This is a genomic window from Halomonas sp. ISL-56 (assembly GCF_018612805.1).
In the GTDB taxonomy this organism is placed as follows: domain Bacteria; phylum Pseudomonadota; class Gammaproteobacteria; order Pseudomonadales; family Halomonadaceae; genus Vreelandella.
This window is the reverse complement of sequence record NZ_JAGGRO010000005.1, coordinates 112,615-131,159: the sequence shown is the minus strand read 5'-3', so window position 1 is coordinate 131,159 and position 18,545 is coordinate 112,615. Positions and strand designations below refer to the sequence as shown.

Here is an 18,545-nt window from a genome sequence, read left to right as displayed (position 1 = left end):
TCACTAGGTGGCAGCATGGCAACAAGACCAAAACGTAATTTTAACCCTGAATTCCGACTCGAAGCAGCACAGCTGGTCGTTGATCAAAACTATACGGTTCGAGAAGCGGCTGAAGCCATGAATGTGTGGTATTCGAGCATGGATAAATGGGTTCGTCAGTTACGCCAAGAGCGTGATGGCCAAAGCCCTAAAGCAACGCCCATGACACCCGATCAGCTTAAAATTCGCGAGCTTGAAAAGCGCATCCGCGATATTGAGATGGAAAAAGATATCCTAAAAAAGGCTACCTCTCTCTTGATGTCGGACTCCCTGAACACTTCTCGCTGATTGAGAAACTCAAGACGAGCTATTCAGTGAAAAAGCTGTGTGGCGTGTTTGGTGTGCATCGCAGCAGCTTTAAATACTGGGTACAACTTTCAAAAAGACCTGCGTGTGCCACGAAGGCCAAGGAAATAGCCAAGGTCAGAGAGCTCTTTCGCGAGAGTGAAGGCTCTGCAGGTGCTCGCAGCATTGCAGAGATGGCGACAAGGCAGGATGTGCCGTTAAGTCGCTATCGCGCTGGCCGCCTGATGGAAAAGCTTGGTCTGATTAGCTACCAAGTTCCTGGGCACACCTACAAGAAAACAGGTGACGAGCATGTTGAAGTACCGAACCACTTAGAGCGTCAGTTTAGCGTTGTGGCGCCCAATCGCGTTTGGTGTGGCGATGTCACGTATATCTGGATCGGCAATCGCTGGGCTTATCTAGCCGTTGTCATTGACTTATTTGCTAGAAAACCGATTGGCTGGGCGATGTCGTTGTCGCCGGATAGCGAGCTCACTAGCAGTGCATTAAAAATGGCCTATGAAAGCCGAGGGCGACCCAAAGGCGTTATGTTCCACAGCGACCAGGGCAGCCATTATACGAGCCGCAGGTTCCGTCAGGCGCTCTAGAAATACCATATAAAACAAAGTCTTAGTCGGTGTGGGAATTGCTGGGACAATGCGCCAATGGAGCGGTTTTTCCGAAGCTTAAAGGTTGAATGGGTGCCGACGTATGGCTATTGCTCATTCTTGCAGGGCCAGCATCATATCGTGAACTATTTAATTGGGTATTACAGCCAGCTTAGGCCTCACCAGCATAACGATGGAATGAGTCCGAACCAGGCAGAGGAAAAGTTCTGGGTTAACTATAAACCGGTGGCCAGTTTTACTTGACCACTACACTATCCCCGCTTGCTTGTGCCCATAAAGCACCGTGTCGCCTTCCCAATGACCGATGGTGAGCCGTTTTTCGATAGCAGGCGGCCGATGTTCTATCCCCACACGCTTAGGAATCTTGCCTAGTCCTGCGCTTTTGGCATGGGCACGATGTTTACTGCGACGCTTGGGCTGGCGGAGGTGTCGCCACAAATCGCCACCCTTGGCCTTATCGACCCAGATCAGCGAATAGACCCATTGGTGACTAACTCCTATCCCCATCAACGGTGCCATAAAACCGCTAATCTGCTCTGGACTCCACTCTTCTCTAAGCCTGGCAGCTACGGTATTAATCAGACTAGGGAGTTGCTTTGTCCACTTCCAGACGGAGCGGCGTCTCTGATCGCTGTAACGCTGCGCTTGTGCGGGTTCATATCCCTTGGCCCCTGAATTACGTCTCAGCTCACGGCTCACGGTACTGCTGTGAATGCCAAGCTGTTGAGCAATCTGACGTTGGCTCAATCCTACATCCCTATGGGCAAAAATTTGATATCGTTGTGCCTGGGTCAGTTGTCGGTATCCCATACTCTGCTTCACTTCGGTCGGTAAGGCGGAGAGGGTACCGCTGCTTGCCCTCCTGCCTCTACCGTATGATCCAAAGTGCTGCAGTTATTCTATGAATTCAGGATTCAAGCGGAAAAATCAGGGCCTACTTGGAAAGCCTCGCGTTTTTTTATTACCCCAGAAAAATGTTTTCGCGCAGAGAATGGCGGGTTTGATAAAAGAACTCATACCTTGTTTATATGTATGATTGAATTTGGTAAGGCTAGAAATTTTGAAAATTATGAAGTTTTCGTTGATGCTGTGATGATGCGTATTCTTAGAATATGCGGGTAACCCTTGAATGTTCTAAATGCTAGTGTAGGGTCGTTAAACGAAAATATTGATTACGGCTTGCTTCCATGTAACTTGGATGCCTTGAATAAAGTTTTTCTTGTTGTAGGTGAGGATAGGGGGGTTAAATAAGATTCAGGCGTAATGATTTTGTCATTGCCTGCTTAATATTAACAGCATCCATCTTTTTAATTATATTTTGAGCATGAAATTTAACGGTTCTTTCAGATATATTCAGTATTAAAGCAATTTCTCCATAAGACTTGCCCATTGCAACCCATTTCAGGCACTCGACTTCTCGGTCTGTCAAAGGTGGGTATGGTTCCAATCTCGCAAGAGATGGACGTTGCTGGTGAGCGATATAACTAATAGTAGATATTAAATACGAATTATTCTCAACAAGTTTTTGAAATTCTGTGTTGTCTTTGTTAGTTGCTAAATGGATGGATCCAAAAGCACAGCCTGGTTCGTGTACTGGAACACTAAAACCTTGCTCAATACCATATTTGGCTGACATATCAAATATTTGTTTTGAATTTTGGTTTTCTCCTACAGCTTCTTCCCAAAAGAAAGCTGTAGAGGTCGTTGATGAGTGACTAATAATAGGGTCATTGCGGTATAGAGCCATGGACTCATAAGTTTTCACCCAATCTTTTGGGTAGTTGCCCAAAATAATGGCCTTATCAACTTCGGAAGGAATATATCCTACATAGACATAACTGAAGTGAATGATCCCTATTTTTTCAAAGGCCCAAGAAAGTACATCTGTATACTCTGGTACCCCTTTGCCGATATTTTGCTCGATTTCTGTCAGTAGATAATGAGTCTGATCATGCATTGGTTGCGCCTCTGCTTGAGACATACAACCTTCTTTGATCCTGGCATATCCAGTTTTTACAATTTTTGCCATGCTGTGCCCCTGAGAACCTGCACATTGCGATGATTAATTGAACTTACCAATACGATACCAGACTTTTTTCTCATTATATGTAGGAAAATGACTACAATATTCTTTGGAAACGCTCAACTTTGGTCTAGCCTCTCGGTCTGCTGCTAATTATAAGGTGCTGGGTAATCACCCCATGCAAGTAGTATCGGGCCGACTTGATCAACCTAACGTGCATTTCGAAGCGCCGCCCCTTGGGCAGCTTGAGGCTGATCTGGATGCATTTATTACTTGGTTCAACCAGCCGCCTCAGGGGCTTGATTGGCTGGTTCGCGCTGGCATCACCCATCTCTTGTTGATTACCTTGCACCCCTTTGATGATGGCAATGGGCGCGTTACCCGCGCGGTGACAGATCGTGCGCTGGCACAAGCAGAGCGGCAATGTCCGGTTCTATTCCTTGAGCGCGGCCATCATGGCGCGCCGCCACGCTTACTACGATCATCTTGAAAGCGCTCAGAAAGGCAGTCTCGATATTACGCCTTGGTTGTTGTGGTTTCTGGACACGCTGAAAGAGGCGCTTGAGCAGGCGCTGTTAAGGATCGACCGTGTGTTAATGAAAGCCACCTTCTGGCAGCGTCATGCCACCACCGTGCTGAGCGAACGACAGATCAAGGTGCTAAACCGTTTGTTAGATACGGCAGGAGAGGAGTTTGAGCAAGTTATAAACGCCCGCAAGTACCAATCGTTGGCCAAGGTAAGTAAAGCCACCGCAACACGGGATTTAGCGGAGTTGCTGGAAAAAGGCTGCCTTCATAAGCTGCCCGGCGGTGGGCGCAGCACGCGTTATTCGGTGCTGCTTGGGCATGCTCATGAAGGCACGCAGTAAGTAGTGGACTTTGTCAGTGAGGCCATATCGCTTGCATTGAAAATCGACCTATAGCAAGTGAATGCCTTTGCCTCAAAACCCTTTGAAGGCAACCCAGCCGCTATGTGCGTTACTATCAGCACCTGTTATTCACGGAGGAAGCATCCATGGCCATAGGCGGCTTAATAGGATTACTGGATGACATTGCCGCATTGGCGAAGTTGTCCGCAGCATCACTGGACGATGTGAGTGCCGCCGCTGGGCGTGCGACGGCGAAGGCGGCCGGGGTGGTGGTGGATGATACGGCTGTGACGCCGCAATATTTGCAGGGGGTAACCGCGGAGCGGGAACTGGCGATTGTGAAGAAGATCGCGCTGGGCTCGATTCGCAACAAGCTGCTTTTTATCCTGCCGGTGGCGCTGCTACTGAATCACTTTTTGCCCGCGCTATTGCCGATCATCCTGATGGTGGGCGGCACTTACCTGGCCTTTGAGGGCGCGGAGAAGGTCTGGCACAAGCTCTCTGGTCAGCATGACGACGACAAACCAGCGGTAGAGAAGGGGCCTGAAGCCGAGAAAAAGATCGTGGGTGGCGCCATTCGTACCGACCTGATTCTGTCCGCAGAAATCATGGTGATTGCGCTTTCAACCGTTTCCCATCAAGGGTTTTGGTCGCAGATGGTGAGCCTGGTGGTGGTCGCGTTTGTCATCACACTTCTGGTGTATGGCGTAGTGGCGCTGTTGGTCAGGATGGATGATATCGGCCTGAGGCTCGCTCAGCGGGATAGTTCGGGCATGCAGACACTGGGCCGTGGTCTGGTGACAGCTATGCCCAAGGTGCTAGCGACCATCTCAGTCGTGGGTACCGTCGCCATGCTCTGGGTAGGTGGGCATATCCTGATGGCCAATCTGGGTGCCGATGGCACGGGTTGGTTCAACGCGCCCTATGAGTGGGTTCACCATATTGAGCTAGGCATTAGCGAGGCAACCGGTGCCTTGGGCGGCACGCTTGGCTGGAGCTTCAATACGCTGTGTTCTGCGGTGATTGGCTTTGTGGTGGGCTCGGTGGTGGTGGGTGTGCTGCACCTCGTTCCTAATAAGAAGGCGCATGCCGAGTAGGTGTGGGCGGCGAAGAAGTAAGCAGACATATCGATTAGCGGTGCTGTTGCCATAACACCATCACTCCCGCCATTAAAATCATGCCCATACCTAGCCAAGTCATGGCATCGGGCACTTCGCTGAATAGCAGATAACCCCAAACACTGGCGAACATTAGGTAGGCGTAATCGAAGGTGCCAATCAACGCTGAAGGGGCAATTTGATAGGCCCTTGCCACCCCGGTATTCACAATAATCAGCAGTAGTGCGTAGGCGCCCACAATCATTAACGCTGTGGCGTCTAGCGGTTGCCAACCGGCGAACAGGAATGGTGCGCGTTCGGCGAGCGATGTGGTGCTGTTGATTGCCACCAGCACACTGAAGAGGCTGCCTGCCGCAAGAAAAGCTAGATTTAATCCCAGGGTTAGAATTAAAGGGTGTTCTCTTTGGCAGTGGTGGCGTGTGACCAGCATAGCCAGCGCATAAAAGAGGGCGGCAAGCACGGGTAGAAGGGTGGCAGGGGTGAAGGTGTCGCCGCCAGGGCGCAGAACCACCACCACGCCCAGAAAGCCACAGAATATGCCCGCCCACGCCTGGCGCGATAGATGCTCGCCCGCCCCAAAAGCAGCCAGTACGGCAATGAACAGCGGTGTGGTGTAAATGGCGACCGCCGCCACCGAGAGCGGAATCAACGGCAGAGCGGCGTAATAGGCTATCCACATCAGCAATAGAAGCAGGCTTCTTATCGCCACCCAGCGGCGTGATTTTACCTTGGGGCGGGGGCCTGCATGGTCAATGATTAACCCTAACAGTATTGGCAGCGATACTGATGACCCAATGACATAGAGTTGCCATAGCGACATACTGGCACTCAGATACTTAACCAGTGCGTCGGTTAACGCCAGCAGAAAGACAGCCCCCACGATAAGGCTTATGCCCTGTAGGATATTATCTTGTGGTTCAGCGGTGGCCTTCATTGCAGCGTTCCAGATATGAATTCCGCTCTAGGATGCCGCTACCGCTAGCAGTGCTTCAAACGACTTATACGTTACGATGCATGAGCTCAGATTATGGATAACTTCACCAAGTCGCTTCCGCCTCTGGCAACGCTGCGCCCCTTCGAGGCAGCTGCGCGTCTTGAAAGCTTTTCGCGCGCGGCTGATGAGCTCCACCTGACCCAGGCGGCGATCAGCCGACAGATCCGTGCGCTGGAGGAAGACCTTGGCGTGATGCTTTTCGAGCGCCGTAATCGCGGGGTATTTCTTACCCGAGAGGGGCGCGAGTTTGGCCGTACGGTATCGCAAGCGTTGGAAAGTATCGCCACTGGTGCTCAGGAATTACGTGGCGACCCCGACGATAAGCGCGTCGTGCTGTTCTGCCAGTTATGTGAAGCGTTCTATTGGCTGATGCCACAGCTGGCTGACTTTAACCGGCGCTACCCTGAGATTGAGATTCAACTGGCCACTTCAACACGGCCAATTACCGAATTTAGTGGCAGTTTCGACATTGCCCTGCAAACCAACGGCAGGCCCAGCGGCAGCCATCGATTGGTGTTTACCGCCGAGGACGAGATATTCCCGGTCTGCAGCCCAGCTTATCTGAATGGGGTCTCAACGCCGCTGAGTCTCGATAGTTTGCTTAGCCATCGCTTACTTCACCACCACGCTGAACCGGCAGACTGGTTGGAGTGGGAGGGCTGGTTTCGTGCCATGGGGCACTTTGAACTCTCGCTAGATAAGAGTGGTGTTTTCGACAGCTATCCGCTGTTACTTCAAGCGGCTATCGCGGGCCACGGCATTGCTTTGGGGTGGCGACGGACGACGCAACGATTAATTGAAAATGGCGAACTGATTCGCCCGGTGGTAGAGAGCTTGCCCCAGCATGATGCCATCGCCCTATACACGCGCCAGGGTGCGCCTCAGCGCGAAGGCAACGAAGCGTTGCTTGGTTGGCTGTGTGAGGTGTTGAGTGATGCTCGGGCTTAGACTGATATATAGGCTATTTACTATTTTTTCCCGTTGCGGTTGTTTAACCACTCCCCGCCACAATCACCATCATCGCTGCAATTGAAAGCACTATACCCACCATACTGGCGCCGCTAACCCTTTCCCTGCGCACTAGCGAGCCAAACACCACTGGTATCAGTGGGTACATCGACACAATCACGATGCTGATGATGGCAAGCTGGTCTTGCCGTGATAACGCGTACAGCGTTAGCCCTAATGCACTGATGCCGCCCGCTATGGTCGCCAACAGTGGAAAGCGCTTTCGTACTGGGTGTGCGTGTTGATAAAAGGGCAGGCAACATACGGCACCGCTGAGCATGCAGAGTGCGATGTCGTAAAAAGCCGCCTGGTTGGGCACTTGGCCAAGTAAGTGCAGTTGCAAGGCAAACCCTAAGCCTGCGCCTAAACCCAACAACAGGCCCGCTCGGGTGCTGCTATTCATCCGCGCTTTGTTTGGCTTACCCCCGCCTGCCGTTAACCAGATAGCGGGCAGGGCGATCATCACGCCTAGCCATACCCAGCCATTGGGTCGCTCGCCCAAGAAAACCAGCGATAGTCCAAGTGCGATGGTGACCATCGCGACAGCGCTAACCGGCACCACGATGGCGAAGGGAGCCCGTGATAACCCTTGATAAAGCAGCCAAGCCCCAAGAGCGGAGCCGATGCCCGACAGCGCGCCCCATATCCACACGTTTGGCTCCCAGGTGGAAAAGAGCAGAGCGCCTAAAAAAGCGACAAGCGCACCGCCCAGATGGGTATAAAACGCAATATTGAGCGGCGGGTAAAAACGGGCGAGCACGCCATTGATAAAGTGTGTACTGCCGAGCAGCACCATGGCGCTTAGCGCAAGGGCGATAGACATGCGGGCTCCTGGTCTTGATGATAAGAGAAGGGCCAGCATAGAAGCCGCTAACATGCGACTAGAAACTCGATTAGGTCATGGTCGCCATGAGGAGTTGTGATGATCAGAGGGGCGGATATCTCCATTGCCCAACTTCGCGCGCTGCTTGCCGTGGTGGAAGCGCAGTCTTATACCCGCGCGGCGGAGCGCCTTGGCGTTAGCCAGTCGGGGGTGAGTCATTCCATGCAGGCACTTGAGAAACTGGCGGGTGGCCCGCTGATCATGAAAAGCCCAGAAGGGCTGGTACCCACCGCGCTAGGAGAGCTAGTGCTTACTAGCGCCAGGAAGGTTGTAGCTGAACTTCAGGTATTAAGCCAGCAAGTAGGGCAGTTTCATAACGAAGCAGATAAAGCGCTGAAGATAGGCGTTATTCCTAGTGCTTTATCTGGCTGGTTATCGCCTCTGCTTGCGAGCTTTGCGAACCGCTACCCGGATGCCATCAGCCTGGTTCTGGAAGGCATGGAAGAAGAGATAAAGGAGTGGGTGGAAAGTGGTGTTATCAATATGGGCATCACAACCGATGTCTCCCAGCTGCATCTCACCTACTGGCGTGAGCACTTTGATTGGCAGCTATTAAAGAAGGATGAGATTGTTGCCGTGCTGCCCGCAAGCCATCCACTCAGCAAACAAGCCAGCGTGACGGTGGCGGAACTAGCGGAGCACCCTCTGGTTATGTCGTCAGGCGGTTGTGAAGCGCTGATCCAGCAAATATTTGCCCACTCTTTGGAAGAGGTCGATACCTTCCAGGTGGATTTCTGGGTACGCGATACGCGAACGCTATTGCAGATGGTCGCTGGCGATGTCGGTGTTAGCTTGGTGCCTACCTTGGCGTTAAGCAATAAGCCAACGGCTAACGTGGTAACGCGGCCGTTATCTCCCCGACGTGACCGGAATCTGATTGCCTTTTGGCCTAAACGGCAGGCGCTTAATCCCGTGGGTAAGCAACTCTTGGGGGCGAGTTCAGAATATAGCCAATAGGCTCACCCATAGTGGTCAAAAAAACTTTTCGGTAAACCTTGCATTCATGGATATTCTTTCTTAATTTTTATTAGGGTTGAAGAAGAGTCTCTCGAGCCTACTTATTCAGATAAACGTCAGTAAGCACATGAACTGCCACCCACTGGTTGTCAATTGACAACCAGTGGGTGTGTCTTCATACTCAGAGGAAAATAATGACTCGTCCAGCACATCCGAAAAAAGAGATTGAAACTGTTCTCAAACATGCGGAAGCGGAGGGCTGGCGAGTTGAGGTCGGGGGTAGTCATGCCTGGGGCAAGATTTACTGTCCCTATAATGATGATGAATGCCGCTGCGGTGAGTTTTGTATCGCGAGCGTGTGGAGTACACCGAGAAATCCCGGCAGCCACGCCCGGGCAATTCGGAGAGTGGTGGACAAGTGCTCGACCCACAAGCGTCGAGACGAAGCGGAGCCGGAGGGTTGAAGAATGGAATATATTTTTACGCTGAAGTACCAACTGGCTGACAGTGACTCCGACCTAGATGCGCTGGTGGAGCGTTTGGGCGATGCCGGTTGCGATGATGCTCTGGTGGGCGTGGGGCAGCCGGGCCGCTTGGCGCTGGAATTCTCTCGTGAAGCGGGCAACGCCGAGGAAGCGGTTAGAACGGCACTGGTTGATGTAAAAAGAGCGATCCCTTCCGCGCGTTTGATCGAAGCCTCGCCGGATCTTGTTGGTCTGACGGATGTAGCAGACGTTGTGGGTATTTCCCGACAGGCAATGCGCAAGTTGATGCTTACCCACCGAGCGACGTTTCCTGTGCCGGTTCACGAAGGCAGTGCCTCAATCTGGCACTTGGCGGAGGTGCTTGACTGGCTGATGTCCCGAGGGGGCTACCAAATTGATGTTGGCGTGCTGGAGACTGCGAAAGTGGCATTGGAAGTGAATATAGCCAAAGAGGCGATTCGCCATCCGGTTCGTAGCCGCGGGGAAATGGAGTTGCTGACCGCGTAGCCAACAGCTCAACAGTTTGGTGGAGGATAAAGACATATTGGCAGAAAATTTAGAAAACTGGGCCCAGCAAGAACGTCAAGTGGGCATTCAAGAAGGCGAAAAGCTAGGTATTGAGAAAGGCGAGAAGCTGGTTGTTGAGAAAACAGCCCGTAATCTGCACAAGCTGGTTGTACTTAGTGACGAGCAAATTGCTGAAGCGACAGGTCTGACGCCGGGTGAAGTGGCTAAGCTGCGAATTGAAGGTAAGCGCTGATCGATTGCCTCCTGGCCTAAATGGCAGACCTTGAACTTGCTCAATCTTCCCGATCCCGATCATATCGCTCTACGCCAGGGAAGGGCGGCAACCAATGTTCGCGGCGAATGTTCCAAAGCTCATACGTCGGTTTCAGTTGATTGGGTGAATCAAGGGCGCCAAGGTGTATTTCGATTTCGTCCTCGCTTACTGAAAAAACCGACGAACCGCATGCGCAGCAGAAGTAGCGGCCCTGATAACTGTGTGGTTCGCCTTCGATCATGACAGCTTGCTTGGGGTAATCCGCCGCCGCGTAGAAAAGTGCCCCATGATGCTTGCGACAATCCATACAGTGGCAAATACCTACCCGGAGCGGCTCGCCATTGGCCACGATTCGGATCTTACCGCAGAGACAACCACCTGTTAGTTGTTCCATTGCCAATCTCCAGAAAATTCATATATTCAAAGTAGGTAGCACTTCCGGTTTTGTCTTGCTGCCGTCTCATGCGTATTTGATGTCAGCAAACTGACCTAAATCGACTATTGCAGGAGGCGGGTTTGCCCTGCGCTCCCGGAGTTCGGTCATATCTAGGGTACAAGCGGGCGCTGATTTTAACGGCGGTTAAGCTGGCAACTCACCTTGCCGCGATTCTTTAAGAAATTGGTTATTTGTGAACTAATAGTACACCAAATTTTATGATATCAAAGAGTGGTGTGGTAGGCTCTTTAGTTAAATGCTAATTTGTGAACTATGAGTACATATAAAGAAGCAATACTAAAGCGATTGCTTGAAGCCATACCGTCAGGGTACATGGTCGATACTCCATGGCTTGAACGGCATGGTGTCAGCCGTTTCCTTGCGCGGAATTACGTTAATAACGGCTGGCTTGAGCGCGTTAACCGCGGCGTCTTCCGACGCCCTGCGCCGAATGCAACAACATCGGGCGCAATCGATTGGAAAACTTGCCTGCTCTCCATGCAGCATATTATGCGCTATGACATCCATGTCGGTGGTACAACGGCACTTGCCCAACAGGGCTACGATCACTATCTGCGTTTGGGCAGCCATGCCCTTGTCTGGGTATATGGCAACACCACACCCAATTGGCTAAACAAGCTGCCACTAAACGCACCCGTCAAAACCCGCAGTACCTCACTGTTCGCCGACATGTCACTTGGGCTTGCCAAAAACAACATCAACGACGAAGACACGCTGCCATGGAACTGGACGCTTAAGATGTCGGCACCTGAACGGGCGATTATGGAAGCTATGGACGAGTTGCCCGACCATGAGAGTTTTCATAACCTTGATATGGTGTTCGAGAGCTTGACGACACTGCGCCCGAAAGTACTATCGGCGTTGCTGCACAGTTGTAAGAAGATCAAGGTCAAGCGGTTGTTCTTTGTCTTTGCGGATCGCCATGACCACCCCTGGCGCAAGCGCCTCGATCCTGCAGATTTCAATCTTGGTCGTGGCGACCGCGCACTGATCAAAGGTGGCAAGATACATCCGCGCTATCGGATTATGGTGCCGGAAGCGTTTGTCGGTTGATATCGGCCTGATCTACCTTCCTCGTCACGCCCCGCACACGAGCTGCTGAACCCTAATTTGATCGACCTTGATAAGCCTTACGCCCAAGAATTTGAGGGTATGACCAGGACTCTCGTCAGCCTCGAAGGACTCTTGCACACACGTAAACGTTTGATTGCAGATATTCAGTCACGCTTCGATGAGAACACCAAGCGATTCTTGCTGAGCTTGCATGACGGTTCGCCCGATTTTGATGCCATTGATCGCCCACAGGCGGCAGATCTGCCCGCCGTACGCTGGAAGCTCATCAATCTGGAAAAACTGAAAAACGAAAACGCGGCCAAACATGCTGAGCAACGGAGAAAGTTGGAGATGCTTCTCGGGTAGGGGGGAGTGGCGCCCTTGATGTGATATGAAGCGAGTGCATTACGTTTCGCTATCCAAGTCGTTGATTAATGCATCCATCGAAAAATCGTCCACGAATTCACCGGCGCTAGCCTGCTCGGCACCTTGGGCTAGATGCGAACGTAGCGCCTCAAGTTTGCTTTTGCGTTCCTCCATGGCACGTAGCGCATCACGCACAACCTCACTTGCGGAACCGTAGCGGCCGCTGGCGACTTCGTTTCTGATAAAGACTTCCCAGTGCTCCCCTAAACTAAGGCTGGTCGTGGCCATGATGTGTTTCCTATATTCAAAAATAACAAATATGAATATAGATGTGGCTGATTGGAAAGGCAAGAGAGCTCACTGCCAAGGCCAATCGCGCATTTGCACTGCCGAAAACAGTCTTCTCAACTCAGCCTGACTAGCCCATGAGCCGAATATAAAACATAATCGGCTCATAATGTGATCTGAATAAGTGGAGCAATCGGCTCATGTATATCTGGGAGCAGGATAATTGGCCGCATTTTGAGTGGGATGAGTTCGCGCTGCGGCCTACATTAGATGCCGTACGGCTAATGCAGGGTAGGGTGCTGGGTAAAACCGAGGCTATCCACGGTCAAGCCGATCTGGATGTGGAGATGGATGCACTGATCCAGAACGCTATTCGTACCAGCGAAATTGAAGGTGAACGCCTGGACGTTGGCTCCGTGAGGTCTTCCGTTGCTCGCCAGCTAGGTTTAGAGCAGGCGGGTGTATCCGCCAGAACAACACCTGAATCTGAAGCGCTGGTCGAGCTATTGCTGCAATCTACGCATCAATTGGATGAGCCACTATCCCGCGAACAGTTGTGCCTTTGGCAATCCATGCTTTTTGTGCAAGGCCCGGGCGTGCTTGGCAATGTAAGAATAGGCGAGCTGCGTGGTGATCACCTCATGCAAGTGGTATCGGGGCGGCTTGATCGGCCTACCGTGCATTTTGAAGCACCGCCCCGTGGGCAATTGGAGGCTGAGTTGAATGCGTTTATTGCGTGGTTCAACCATCCGCCTAAAGGGCTTGATGCGCTGATCCGCGCTGGTATTACTCACCTGTGGTTGATTACTTTACATCCCTTTGACGATGGCAACGGTCGCGTCACCCGCGCGGTGACAGATCGCGCGCTGGCACAGGCAGAGCAGCAATCCGTGCGGTTCTATTCACTAAGTGCTGCCATTATGTCGCGACGTAACGCTTACTATGACCATCTTGAAATTGCTCAGAAAGGCAGCCTCGATATTACCCCGTGGTTGTTGTGGTTTCTTGATACGCTGAAAGAGGCGCTTGAGCAGGCGTTGTTAAGAATCGACCGAGTCCTTATAAAAGCCACCTTTTGGCAGCGACATGCCACCACGGTACTGAGCGAACGCCAGATCAAAGTGCTAAGCCGTTTGTTAGATACGGCTGGTGAGGAGTTTGAGCAAGGTATAAACGCTCGTAAGTACCAATCGTTGGCAAAGGTGAGTAAAGCCACCGCCACGCGAGATTTGGCAGAGCTGCTGGAAAAAGGCTGTCTTTCAAAGCTACCCGGTGGTGGGCGCAGCACTCGTTACTCCGTGGTGGTGGGCTAGGGCTGCCTGTTGAGAACTATAGGTTCCAAGGGGTTAGTCAGAGACGCCCTCGCAGTTGTCGTGGTACAGCGAGGCATCGGTGCCCAACGCCAGGTGCTTGGTGGCGCTGTTGTAGTAGAAGTGACCGGACTCTGTGCGTGAAAGCGCATAGTCGCCGCACACTCCATAGCCCTTGTTGACTCGTTTCAAGTGGGAGATCTCGGCTGTTGCCTGGCTGTCGAGGCGTTCCGATATAATCGCGGCGATATGGGCATCACGCTGTACATCGGAGTAGGCTTGGCTGCCGAATATCAGGCCTGCAACGGTTAAAATGGCGACGACGGGAATCCATAGGTTATGCATAGGGTGTCCAGTGAGAAAATATGAAAGTACATGAATTCGGAAGGTTGTGTGAGCCGAATAGGTATTTTTCAGGCAATCAATGGGAGGGGCATTGCTTAATGGTCGCTTATGATCGTTTGAAACTAGCGAAGTAGCGCCAGGTTCTCATCAATACGATATTGAATCATGCGCAGCGTCTCACCACGGATGGACTGCGATAATAGACTATTGGCGATAGCGGAAAATTGGCTGGCTACCTCGCCGATGGTATCGATGATATGACGAGCATCCTGTGCCGAGACTTCAGCCTCCTCGGCAAGCCGCAACAGTGCGGCGCGGTCGATTTCTAGTGCTTCTCCCATTACATCCATCTGGTGATAGCCGTTTGGTCCTTCGCAGAAGGTTACGTCATACGCCGGCGCCAGTTTCCACTGGCCCGTAGGCGACATCAGGTAGGCGAAGTTCTTGGGGTGATCGTCCCGGTTATTGAAGATGACATTGAAGACAGCACGCTCGAAGGCGAAGGCCATTTCACGTACATCGTTAGTACATAGCTGAGTGGCCCGCAGGAAGTTGACGTAGTCCAACGCCCCCGGTGATTGATAGTCGGCCCCGGTGAAGGCGGCGAGGCTCTGCATGGGCACGCGCAAGCCAGTCTGGCGATCAAAACGCTGGCTGGCAAAGGCCGCTTGCCCATTGGGAAGGGTAAAATACTCTGTGCTGGGGGTGGGAATACCGCACCGCCGCAGGCATTCGGCGTAAACCGCTTCGATCGCGCATACCTCTGGGTGCTCGTCCTTGGCCGGGAACTTCACCAGCCAGGCTTCATGGCCTGAGATGGCAGCGGTAGTAAATGCGCCAGTTCGCGAGTCGCGATAGATCAGTGCTTTGGGTCTGGCCCCTTGCGGCGAGCCGCCCACCTGCAGCAACCGCTGCAGAAATTCCCCATCGTGCCCCTGAAAGACTTCCTGTATATCGGCGGCCAGTTGATCGAGCGAGTGGTGGTCTTGTGATCCCAGCCCCTCGGGCGCGACAGGCTCAAACGACATCGCCCCCATGGCATTGCTGCCAATATAGGCCAGCCGCTCCAATGGCCCGATACGTGCTGTGTTAAGGCCCCGGCGCCTGAATAGCCGGTCCATCAGCAGCATGCCCCACCCATCGGGTAACGAGTCATACACCGGCCCCGGCAGGCCCAGTTGGTGCGCCGGGAAATCCTGGCGCAGTTTGGGGCCGTCAAGCGGCAGGGTATAAGCCGCCAGTTCCAGGCCGCGGTTCTTGGCTTCATCGCTGTACTCGAACAGAATTTTAGGGCGGCCGGAGAGAGCGGTCGTCGATACCAGTGAGCCCCATAGCCAGCGCTCACCCCAGCCCTCAAAGAACACGTTGACTTGCTCAAGCATCGCGGGGCTTCCTGATGCGCATGCGTTGGGTACTCTCTTCGTAGCGGCGAATATCCTCGATGCTCTCCAGTTTGGGTAAGAACAGCGTCTCAAGCTCCTTGGCTCGGCCTAACACCATGGCCACGCGAACCAAGTTCTCGAAACCGACGTTACGTCCGGCTTCCAGGTTGGAGACGGTATTGGCACCGATACCGGCGCGGCCAGCTACTTCCGATTGGGTCATCTGCTGCGCCAGCCGCTCCTTGCGCAGGCGCTCGCAGAGCCGTTTGACGATCTCGCCGGGTTTGCCGAGACTTAAATCCAACATAATGTGGTTAATCACCGTTTATGACGTATAGCGCACAAAATTATGGATTTATTTTCATATTCTTTCAATGGTATTTAATTCCAATATTTTGTTGTTTAAAGCCCATTTTAATCTATTAGGCATTGAATATTGGGTTTATATGCATACCAAAAAATCTGTCGCTGGCTTTTTCGTTCAGTTAAGTGGCGATTGATGATAGCGGCCTCCAGGCGTTAATGTCGTGAGCGGCTGCTTTTGATTAAACCGACCACTTCCTTGGCTCTAATCAGCTTTTGCCTGTGAGCCGAATACGAACCTTATTCGGCTCATAATTTGAGCCAAAAAGGCAACGTAATCGGCTCATTGGTATCTTTTGGGCGTGGACAGGTTATTCGATGAACGCATCGCTATCGGCCGCCAGCGTTAACTGCTTGTTCGCCTCCAGTTCGCTCATCCGCTGCATGAGCGCATTATGAATGGAGTGGTAGGCCGTACCGCCTAATGCCAGGCGCAGCGGGGGAGTGGGCATATCGGCTGTTTCGATGATGAGGTTAACGTTTTTTGCCGCATCGCCTTTGATAGTGAAAGCGCCAGACGCTAACCCACGACGAATTTCGCCCGCTGGCGTCTCTTCATATAGGGGCATCGGCTGTGTGCGATCCAGTGCATCCGCAAACTGGGTGGCAGTGGGGCCGGGTTCGGCAATAATGAAATCGATACCCCAGGGCGCTACTTCCTGAGCGACCGACTCGACAAACCCCTCGATTCCCCATTTGCTGGCGTGGTAAAGGCTAAAGCAGGGGTAGGTGATCTGGCCGCCTTCCGACGACACCTGCACGATACGGCCGCCCTCTTGTTCGCGCAGGTAGGGCAACACCGCACGAATGAGCTGAATCGAACCGGTTAAGTTGGTCGCGATCTGTCGTTCGATCTGTTCGTCCGTGGCTTCTTCGGCGGCGCCGAACACGCCGTAGCCTGCGTTGCTGACTACCACATCGATGCGGCCGAAAGCGGCAAAGGCTTGTGCTACGCCTTTTCTCATTGCCTGCGTATCGGTCACGTCAAAGTTCACTACATGAAGGTGCTCCCCGTACTGGGTCTGCAGGTCGTCCAGCGCGCCGTCACGGCGCAGCGTGGCTACAACGCGGTCGCCGCGTGCAAGCAGGTGTTCGGTAAGAAGGCGGCCAAGGCCGGTAGAGGTGCCTGTAATTAGCCAGGTGTTAGCCATGCTTTATCTCCTGTGGGTTGATTGGGCGTTGCAGGAGATACGTTAGGCCAGTAATACTGTTAACTGAATACTCAACAATTGAGATGAAGTAGTGAAAGCTATTCACCAATGAGCAAGCCAACGTTAACCGATCTTAACGCCTTTAAAGCGGTGGCCGAACATCGCAGTTTTCGCCGTGCGGCGGACTTGATGGGCGTTAGCCGTTCGTCGTTGAGTCATACTCTGCGAACCCTCGAGCGCCGACTCGGCACGCGTCTTTTACACCGCACCACGCGCAGTGTCTCGTTGACCGAAAGTGGTGAGCGGTTACTTCAGCGTTTGGGGCCGCTGCTGGGCGAGCTGGATAGCCTTCTGGAAGAGGCCTCGAGCCTGGAAGGCAAGGTAACGGGCAGATTACGCATTAACGGTAGCGAAGGGGCAATTCGCCTGTTGCTGCAGCGTGTTGTGCCGCGATTTCTAACGCTTTACGACGGCGTTGAGCTTGATCTGGTGGCGGAAGGGCGGTTGGTCGATATTGTTGAGCAGGGTTTCGATGCGGGGGTGAGACTAAGAGAAGCCGTTCCCAAGGATATGATCGCTATTCCCGTCGGGGATGAAATGCGCTTCCTCGCCGTTGCCTCTCCTGATTATTTATACGGCAAACCGATCCTCGAAACTCCCGACCAACTCGCCATGCATCAATGCATAAAGCAGCGCTTGCCCAGCGGGAAACGTTACCGCTGGGAATTCCAGCAGCATGGTCAGGATGTGTCGGTTGACGTACCCGGCGTTATGACGCTGGATAGCAGCCAGTTGATGGTAGAGGCGGCAGCGGATGGGTTGGGCATCGCCTATCTGCCGGAATCCTATGCTCACGCGTTCATTCGCGAGGGGAAGCTAGTGACGGTGCTTGAGGATTGGTGCCCCCATATACCGGGCCTATATCTTTACTATCCTAACAACCGGCATGTACCGCCCAGTTTGCGGGCCTTTATTGATCTGTTGCGGGAGTGACGCGCGTTCCTACGGCGTGAATCAATCAGCTACTTCTCACCATTCTCAGTATCATCGCCGAATGGCGGCGATGATCGAATAGCGGCTGGGTGTCCTGGGGAATTGCTAAAGGGCGGGAGACGTTTTATTTGAGAAAATCCCTACCGCTCATTGCTTGCGGCGTCCCACAATTTCATGAGCTCGGTAATAGATGCATTGAAGACCGATATCTTGACGCCGTCTCTCGCTGATATCGACACACCCAGCAGAAAACTACTGAATGCCATCCCCATGGCCTGAGCATCGGTTCCTTCGGCGAGCTCGCCCATAGCAATGCCACGCTCAACGCATCGTACAAACCCGGCATGAGTACGCGCACGTGAAACGGCCAACGGCTTTGTGACATGCGCATGCTCATGTTTTGGCGCACTCATGGTTCCTAAGGCCACCATGCAGCCTTTTGGGTGTCCCGATTCGCACTGCATTTTCGTCGAACGACGTAGCGTAAGTTCGACCGCTTCTCTGGGAGCTATTTCATCGTCCCATAGGGCGTCTGTCACGCGGGCATAGCTCTCCAGGTAGCATTGAACAGCCTCTTTGAACAAGGCTTCCTTGGATCCGAAAGCCGCATAAAAGCTTGGTGCAGAGATGCCCCCGCCGATCTGAGTTTTGAGCTGGCTCAGAGACGTTGTCTCATAACCCTGCTCCCAGAAGAGGTGCATCGCTTGCTCGATGGCTTGCTGCCGATCAAACGCTCTGGGACGCCCCATCTGTGCCATTTATAACT

At 52.8% G+C, this 18,545-nt stretch carries 22 protein-coding genes and 2 pseudogenes; 13 read left to right on the top strand and 11 right to left on the bottom strand.

Annotation, left to right across the window (positions count from 1 at the left end):
* The first annotated feature begins 15 nt into the window (after positions 1 to 15).
* Positions 16 to 1,196: pseudogene (locus tag J7J49_RS04205) on the top strand (IS3 family transposase).
* A gap of 6 nt (positions 1,197 to 1,202) precedes the next feature.
* On the opposite strand, the pseudogene J7J49_RS04200 reads toward J7J49_RS04205, so the two are convergent.
* Positions 1,203 to 1,763: pseudogene (locus J7J49_RS04200) on the bottom strand (IS30 family transposase); the annotation flags it as partial.
* Between the two features lie 75 nt (positions 1,764 to 1,838).
* Here J7J49_RS04200 and J7J49_RS04195 point away from each other — a divergent pair.
* A complete protein-coding gene (locus tag J7J49_RS04195) occupies positions 1,839 to 2,075 on the top strand; it encodes an acyl-homoserine-lactone synthase (RefSeq protein ID WP_215090441.1) in 237 nt (78 codons plus the stop codon).
* A 121-nt stretch (positions 2,076 to 2,196) separates the two neighbouring features.
* Here the strand turns inward: J7J49_RS04195 and J7J49_RS22425 are convergent, their stop codons facing one another.
* On the bottom strand, positions 2,197 to 2,982 hold the full coding sequence (locus J7J49_RS22425; RefSeq protein ID WP_251048139.1) for a helix-turn-helix transcriptional regulator: 786 nt from the start codon (positions 2,980 to 2,982) through the stop codon (positions 2,197 to 2,199).
* 172 nt (positions 2,983 to 3,154) lie between these two features.
* Here J7J49_RS22425 and J7J49_RS22420 point away from each other — a divergent pair, with 172 nt between their 5' ends.
* The 3 genes from J7J49_RS22420 (at position 3,155) to J7J49_RS04180 (ending at position 4,942) form a co-directional block, all read left to right on the top strand.
* Positions 3,155 to 3,466: a Fic family protein gene (locus tag J7J49_RS22420; RefSeq protein WP_251048138.1), complete on the top strand. Its 312-nt coding sequence runs from the start codon at positions 3,155 to 3,157 to the stop codon at positions 3,464 to 3,466.
* Complete coding sequence (locus J7J49_RS22415; protein WP_251048137.1) at positions 3,432 to 3,845, top strand: Fic family protein; 414 nt, start codon at positions 3,432 to 3,434, stop codon at positions 3,843 to 3,845. Before J7J49_RS22420 ends, J7J49_RS22415 begins: the two co-directional genes overlap by 35 nt.
* 146 nt (positions 3,846 to 3,991) lie before the next feature.
* A complete protein-coding gene (locus tag J7J49_RS04180; RefSeq protein WP_215090439.1) occupies positions 3,992 to 4,942 on the top strand; it encodes a DUF808 domain-containing protein in 951 nt (316 codons plus the stop codon).
* A 34-nt stretch (positions 4,943 to 4,976) separates the two neighbouring features.
* On the opposite strand, the gene J7J49_RS04175 is transcribed toward J7J49_RS04180, so the two are convergent.
* Entirely contained in the window at positions 4,977 to 5,897 is a 921-nt protein-coding gene (locus J7J49_RS04175; protein WP_215090437.1) for a DMT family transporter, read from the bottom strand.
* Between the two features lie 93 nt (positions 5,898 to 5,990).
* On the opposite strand from J7J49_RS04175, the gene J7J49_RS04170 reads away from it, so the two are divergent.
* The gene (locus J7J49_RS04170; RefSeq protein ID WP_215090435.1) at positions 5,991 to 6,905 is read left to right on the top strand and encodes a LysR substrate-binding domain-containing protein; all 915 of its coding nucleotides are present in this window, start codon (positions 5,991 to 5,993) and stop codon (positions 6,903 to 6,905) included.
* Between the two features lie 43 nt (positions 6,906 to 6,948).
* Here the strand turns inward: J7J49_RS04170 and J7J49_RS04165 are convergent, their stop codons facing one another.
* Positions 6,949 to 7,788, bottom strand: a complete 840-nt coding sequence (locus J7J49_RS04165; protein ID WP_215090433.1) for a DMT family transporter — start codon at positions 7,786 to 7,788, stop codon at positions 6,949 to 6,951.
* Positions 7,789 to 7,887: 99 nt separating this feature from the next.
* Here J7J49_RS04165 and J7J49_RS04160 point away from each other — a divergent pair, with 99 nt between their 5' ends.
* The 3 genes from J7J49_RS04160 (at position 7,888) to J7J49_RS04150 (ending at position 10,050) form a co-directional block, all read left to right on the top strand.
* Positions 7,888 to 8,805 carry a LysR family transcriptional regulator gene (locus J7J49_RS04160; protein ID WP_251048136.1) on the top strand — a complete coding sequence of 306 codons (918 nt, stop codon included), beginning with the start codon at positions 7,888 to 7,890 and terminating at the stop codon, positions 8,803 to 8,805.
* 467 nt (positions 8,806 to 9,272) lie between these two features.
* Positions 9,273 to 9,797: a helix-turn-helix transcriptional regulator gene (locus J7J49_RS04155; protein WP_215090428.1), complete on the top strand. Its 525-nt coding sequence runs from the start codon at positions 9,273 to 9,275 to the stop codon at positions 9,795 to 9,797.
* 37 nt (positions 9,798 to 9,834) lie between these two features.
* On the top strand, positions 9,835 to 10,050 hold the full coding sequence (locus J7J49_RS04150) for a hypothetical protein (protein WP_251048135.1): 216 nt from the start codon (positions 9,835 to 9,837) through the stop codon (positions 10,048 to 10,050).
* Positions 10,051 to 10,090: 40 nt separating this feature from the next.
* Here the strand turns inward: J7J49_RS04150 and J7J49_RS04145 are convergent, their stop codons facing one another.
* Entirely contained in the window at positions 10,091 to 10,465 is a 375-nt protein-coding gene (locus J7J49_RS04145; RefSeq protein WP_215090426.1) for a GFA family protein, read from the bottom strand.
* Between the two features lie 315 nt (positions 10,466 to 10,780).
* Between J7J49_RS04145 and J7J49_RS04140 the strand changes: the two genes are divergently transcribed.
* A complete protein-coding gene (locus J7J49_RS04140) occupies positions 10,781 to 11,581 on the top strand; it encodes a type IV toxin-antitoxin system AbiEi family antitoxin (protein ID WP_215090424.1) in 801 nt (266 codons plus the stop codon).
* Positions 11,582 to 11,638: 57 nt separating this feature from the next.
* The gene (locus J7J49_RS04135; protein WP_251048134.1) at positions 11,639 to 11,947 is read left to right on the top strand and encodes a hypothetical protein; all 309 of its coding nucleotides are present in this window, start codon (positions 11,639 to 11,641) and stop codon (positions 11,945 to 11,947) included.
* Positions 11,948 to 11,986: 39 nt separating this feature from the next.
* Here the strand turns inward: J7J49_RS04135 and J7J49_RS04130 are convergent, their stop codons facing one another.
* Positions 11,987 to 12,235: a type II toxin-antitoxin system ParD family antitoxin gene (locus J7J49_RS04130; RefSeq protein ID WP_215090422.1), complete on the bottom strand. Its 249-nt coding sequence runs from the start codon at positions 12,233 to 12,235 to the stop codon at positions 11,987 to 11,989.
* Between the two features lie 200 nt (positions 12,236 to 12,435).
* Here J7J49_RS04130 and J7J49_RS04125 point away from each other — a divergent pair, with 200 nt between their 5' ends.
* Positions 12,436 to 13,548: a Fic family protein gene (locus J7J49_RS04125; RefSeq protein ID WP_215090420.1), complete on the top strand. Its 1,113-nt coding sequence runs from the start codon at positions 12,436 to 12,438 to the stop codon at positions 13,546 to 13,548.
* 33 nt (positions 13,549 to 13,581) lie between these two features.
* Here the strand turns inward: J7J49_RS04125 and J7J49_RS04120 are convergent, their stop codons facing one another.
* The 4 genes from J7J49_RS04120 to J7J49_RS04105 all read right to left on the bottom strand — a co-directional run bounded on the left by J7J49_RS04120 (position 13,582) and on the right by J7J49_RS04105 (position 16,786).
* Entirely contained in the window at positions 13,582 to 13,890 is a 309-nt protein-coding gene (locus tag J7J49_RS04120) for a hypothetical protein (protein ID WP_215090418.1), read from the bottom strand.
* A gap of 122 nt (positions 13,891 to 14,012) precedes the next feature.
* Complete coding sequence (locus J7J49_RS04115; RefSeq protein WP_215090416.1) at positions 14,013 to 15,272, bottom strand: type II toxin-antitoxin system HipA family toxin; 1,260 nt, start codon at positions 15,270 to 15,272, stop codon at positions 14,013 to 14,015.
* Positions 15,265 to 15,579, bottom strand: coding sequence for a helix-turn-helix domain-containing protein (locus J7J49_RS04110; protein WP_215090414.1), 315 nt, complete (start codon positions 15,577 to 15,579; stop codon positions 15,265 to 15,267). Before J7J49_RS04110 ends, J7J49_RS04115 begins: the two co-directional genes overlap by 8 nt.
* A gap of 367 nt (positions 15,580 to 15,946) precedes the next feature.
* Positions 15,947 to 16,786, bottom strand: coding sequence for an SDR family oxidoreductase (locus tag J7J49_RS04105; RefSeq protein WP_215090412.1), 840 nt, complete (start codon positions 16,784 to 16,786; stop codon positions 15,947 to 15,949).
* Between the two features lie 108 nt (positions 16,787 to 16,894).
* Between J7J49_RS04105 and J7J49_RS04100 the strand changes: the two genes are divergently transcribed.
* Complete coding sequence (locus J7J49_RS04100) at positions 16,895 to 17,779, top strand: LysR family transcriptional regulator (RefSeq protein ID WP_215090410.1); 885 nt, start codon at positions 16,895 to 16,897, stop codon at positions 17,777 to 17,779.
* A 140-nt stretch (positions 17,780 to 17,919) separates the two neighbouring features.
* Here J7J49_RS04100 and J7J49_RS04095 read toward each other — a convergent pair whose 3' ends face one another.
* On the bottom strand, positions 17,920 to 18,537 hold the full coding sequence (locus tag J7J49_RS04095; protein WP_215090408.1) for a TetR/AcrR family transcriptional regulator: 618 nt from the start codon (positions 18,535 to 18,537) through the stop codon (positions 17,920 to 17,922).
* Positions 18,538 to 18,545: the final 8 nt, after the last annotated feature.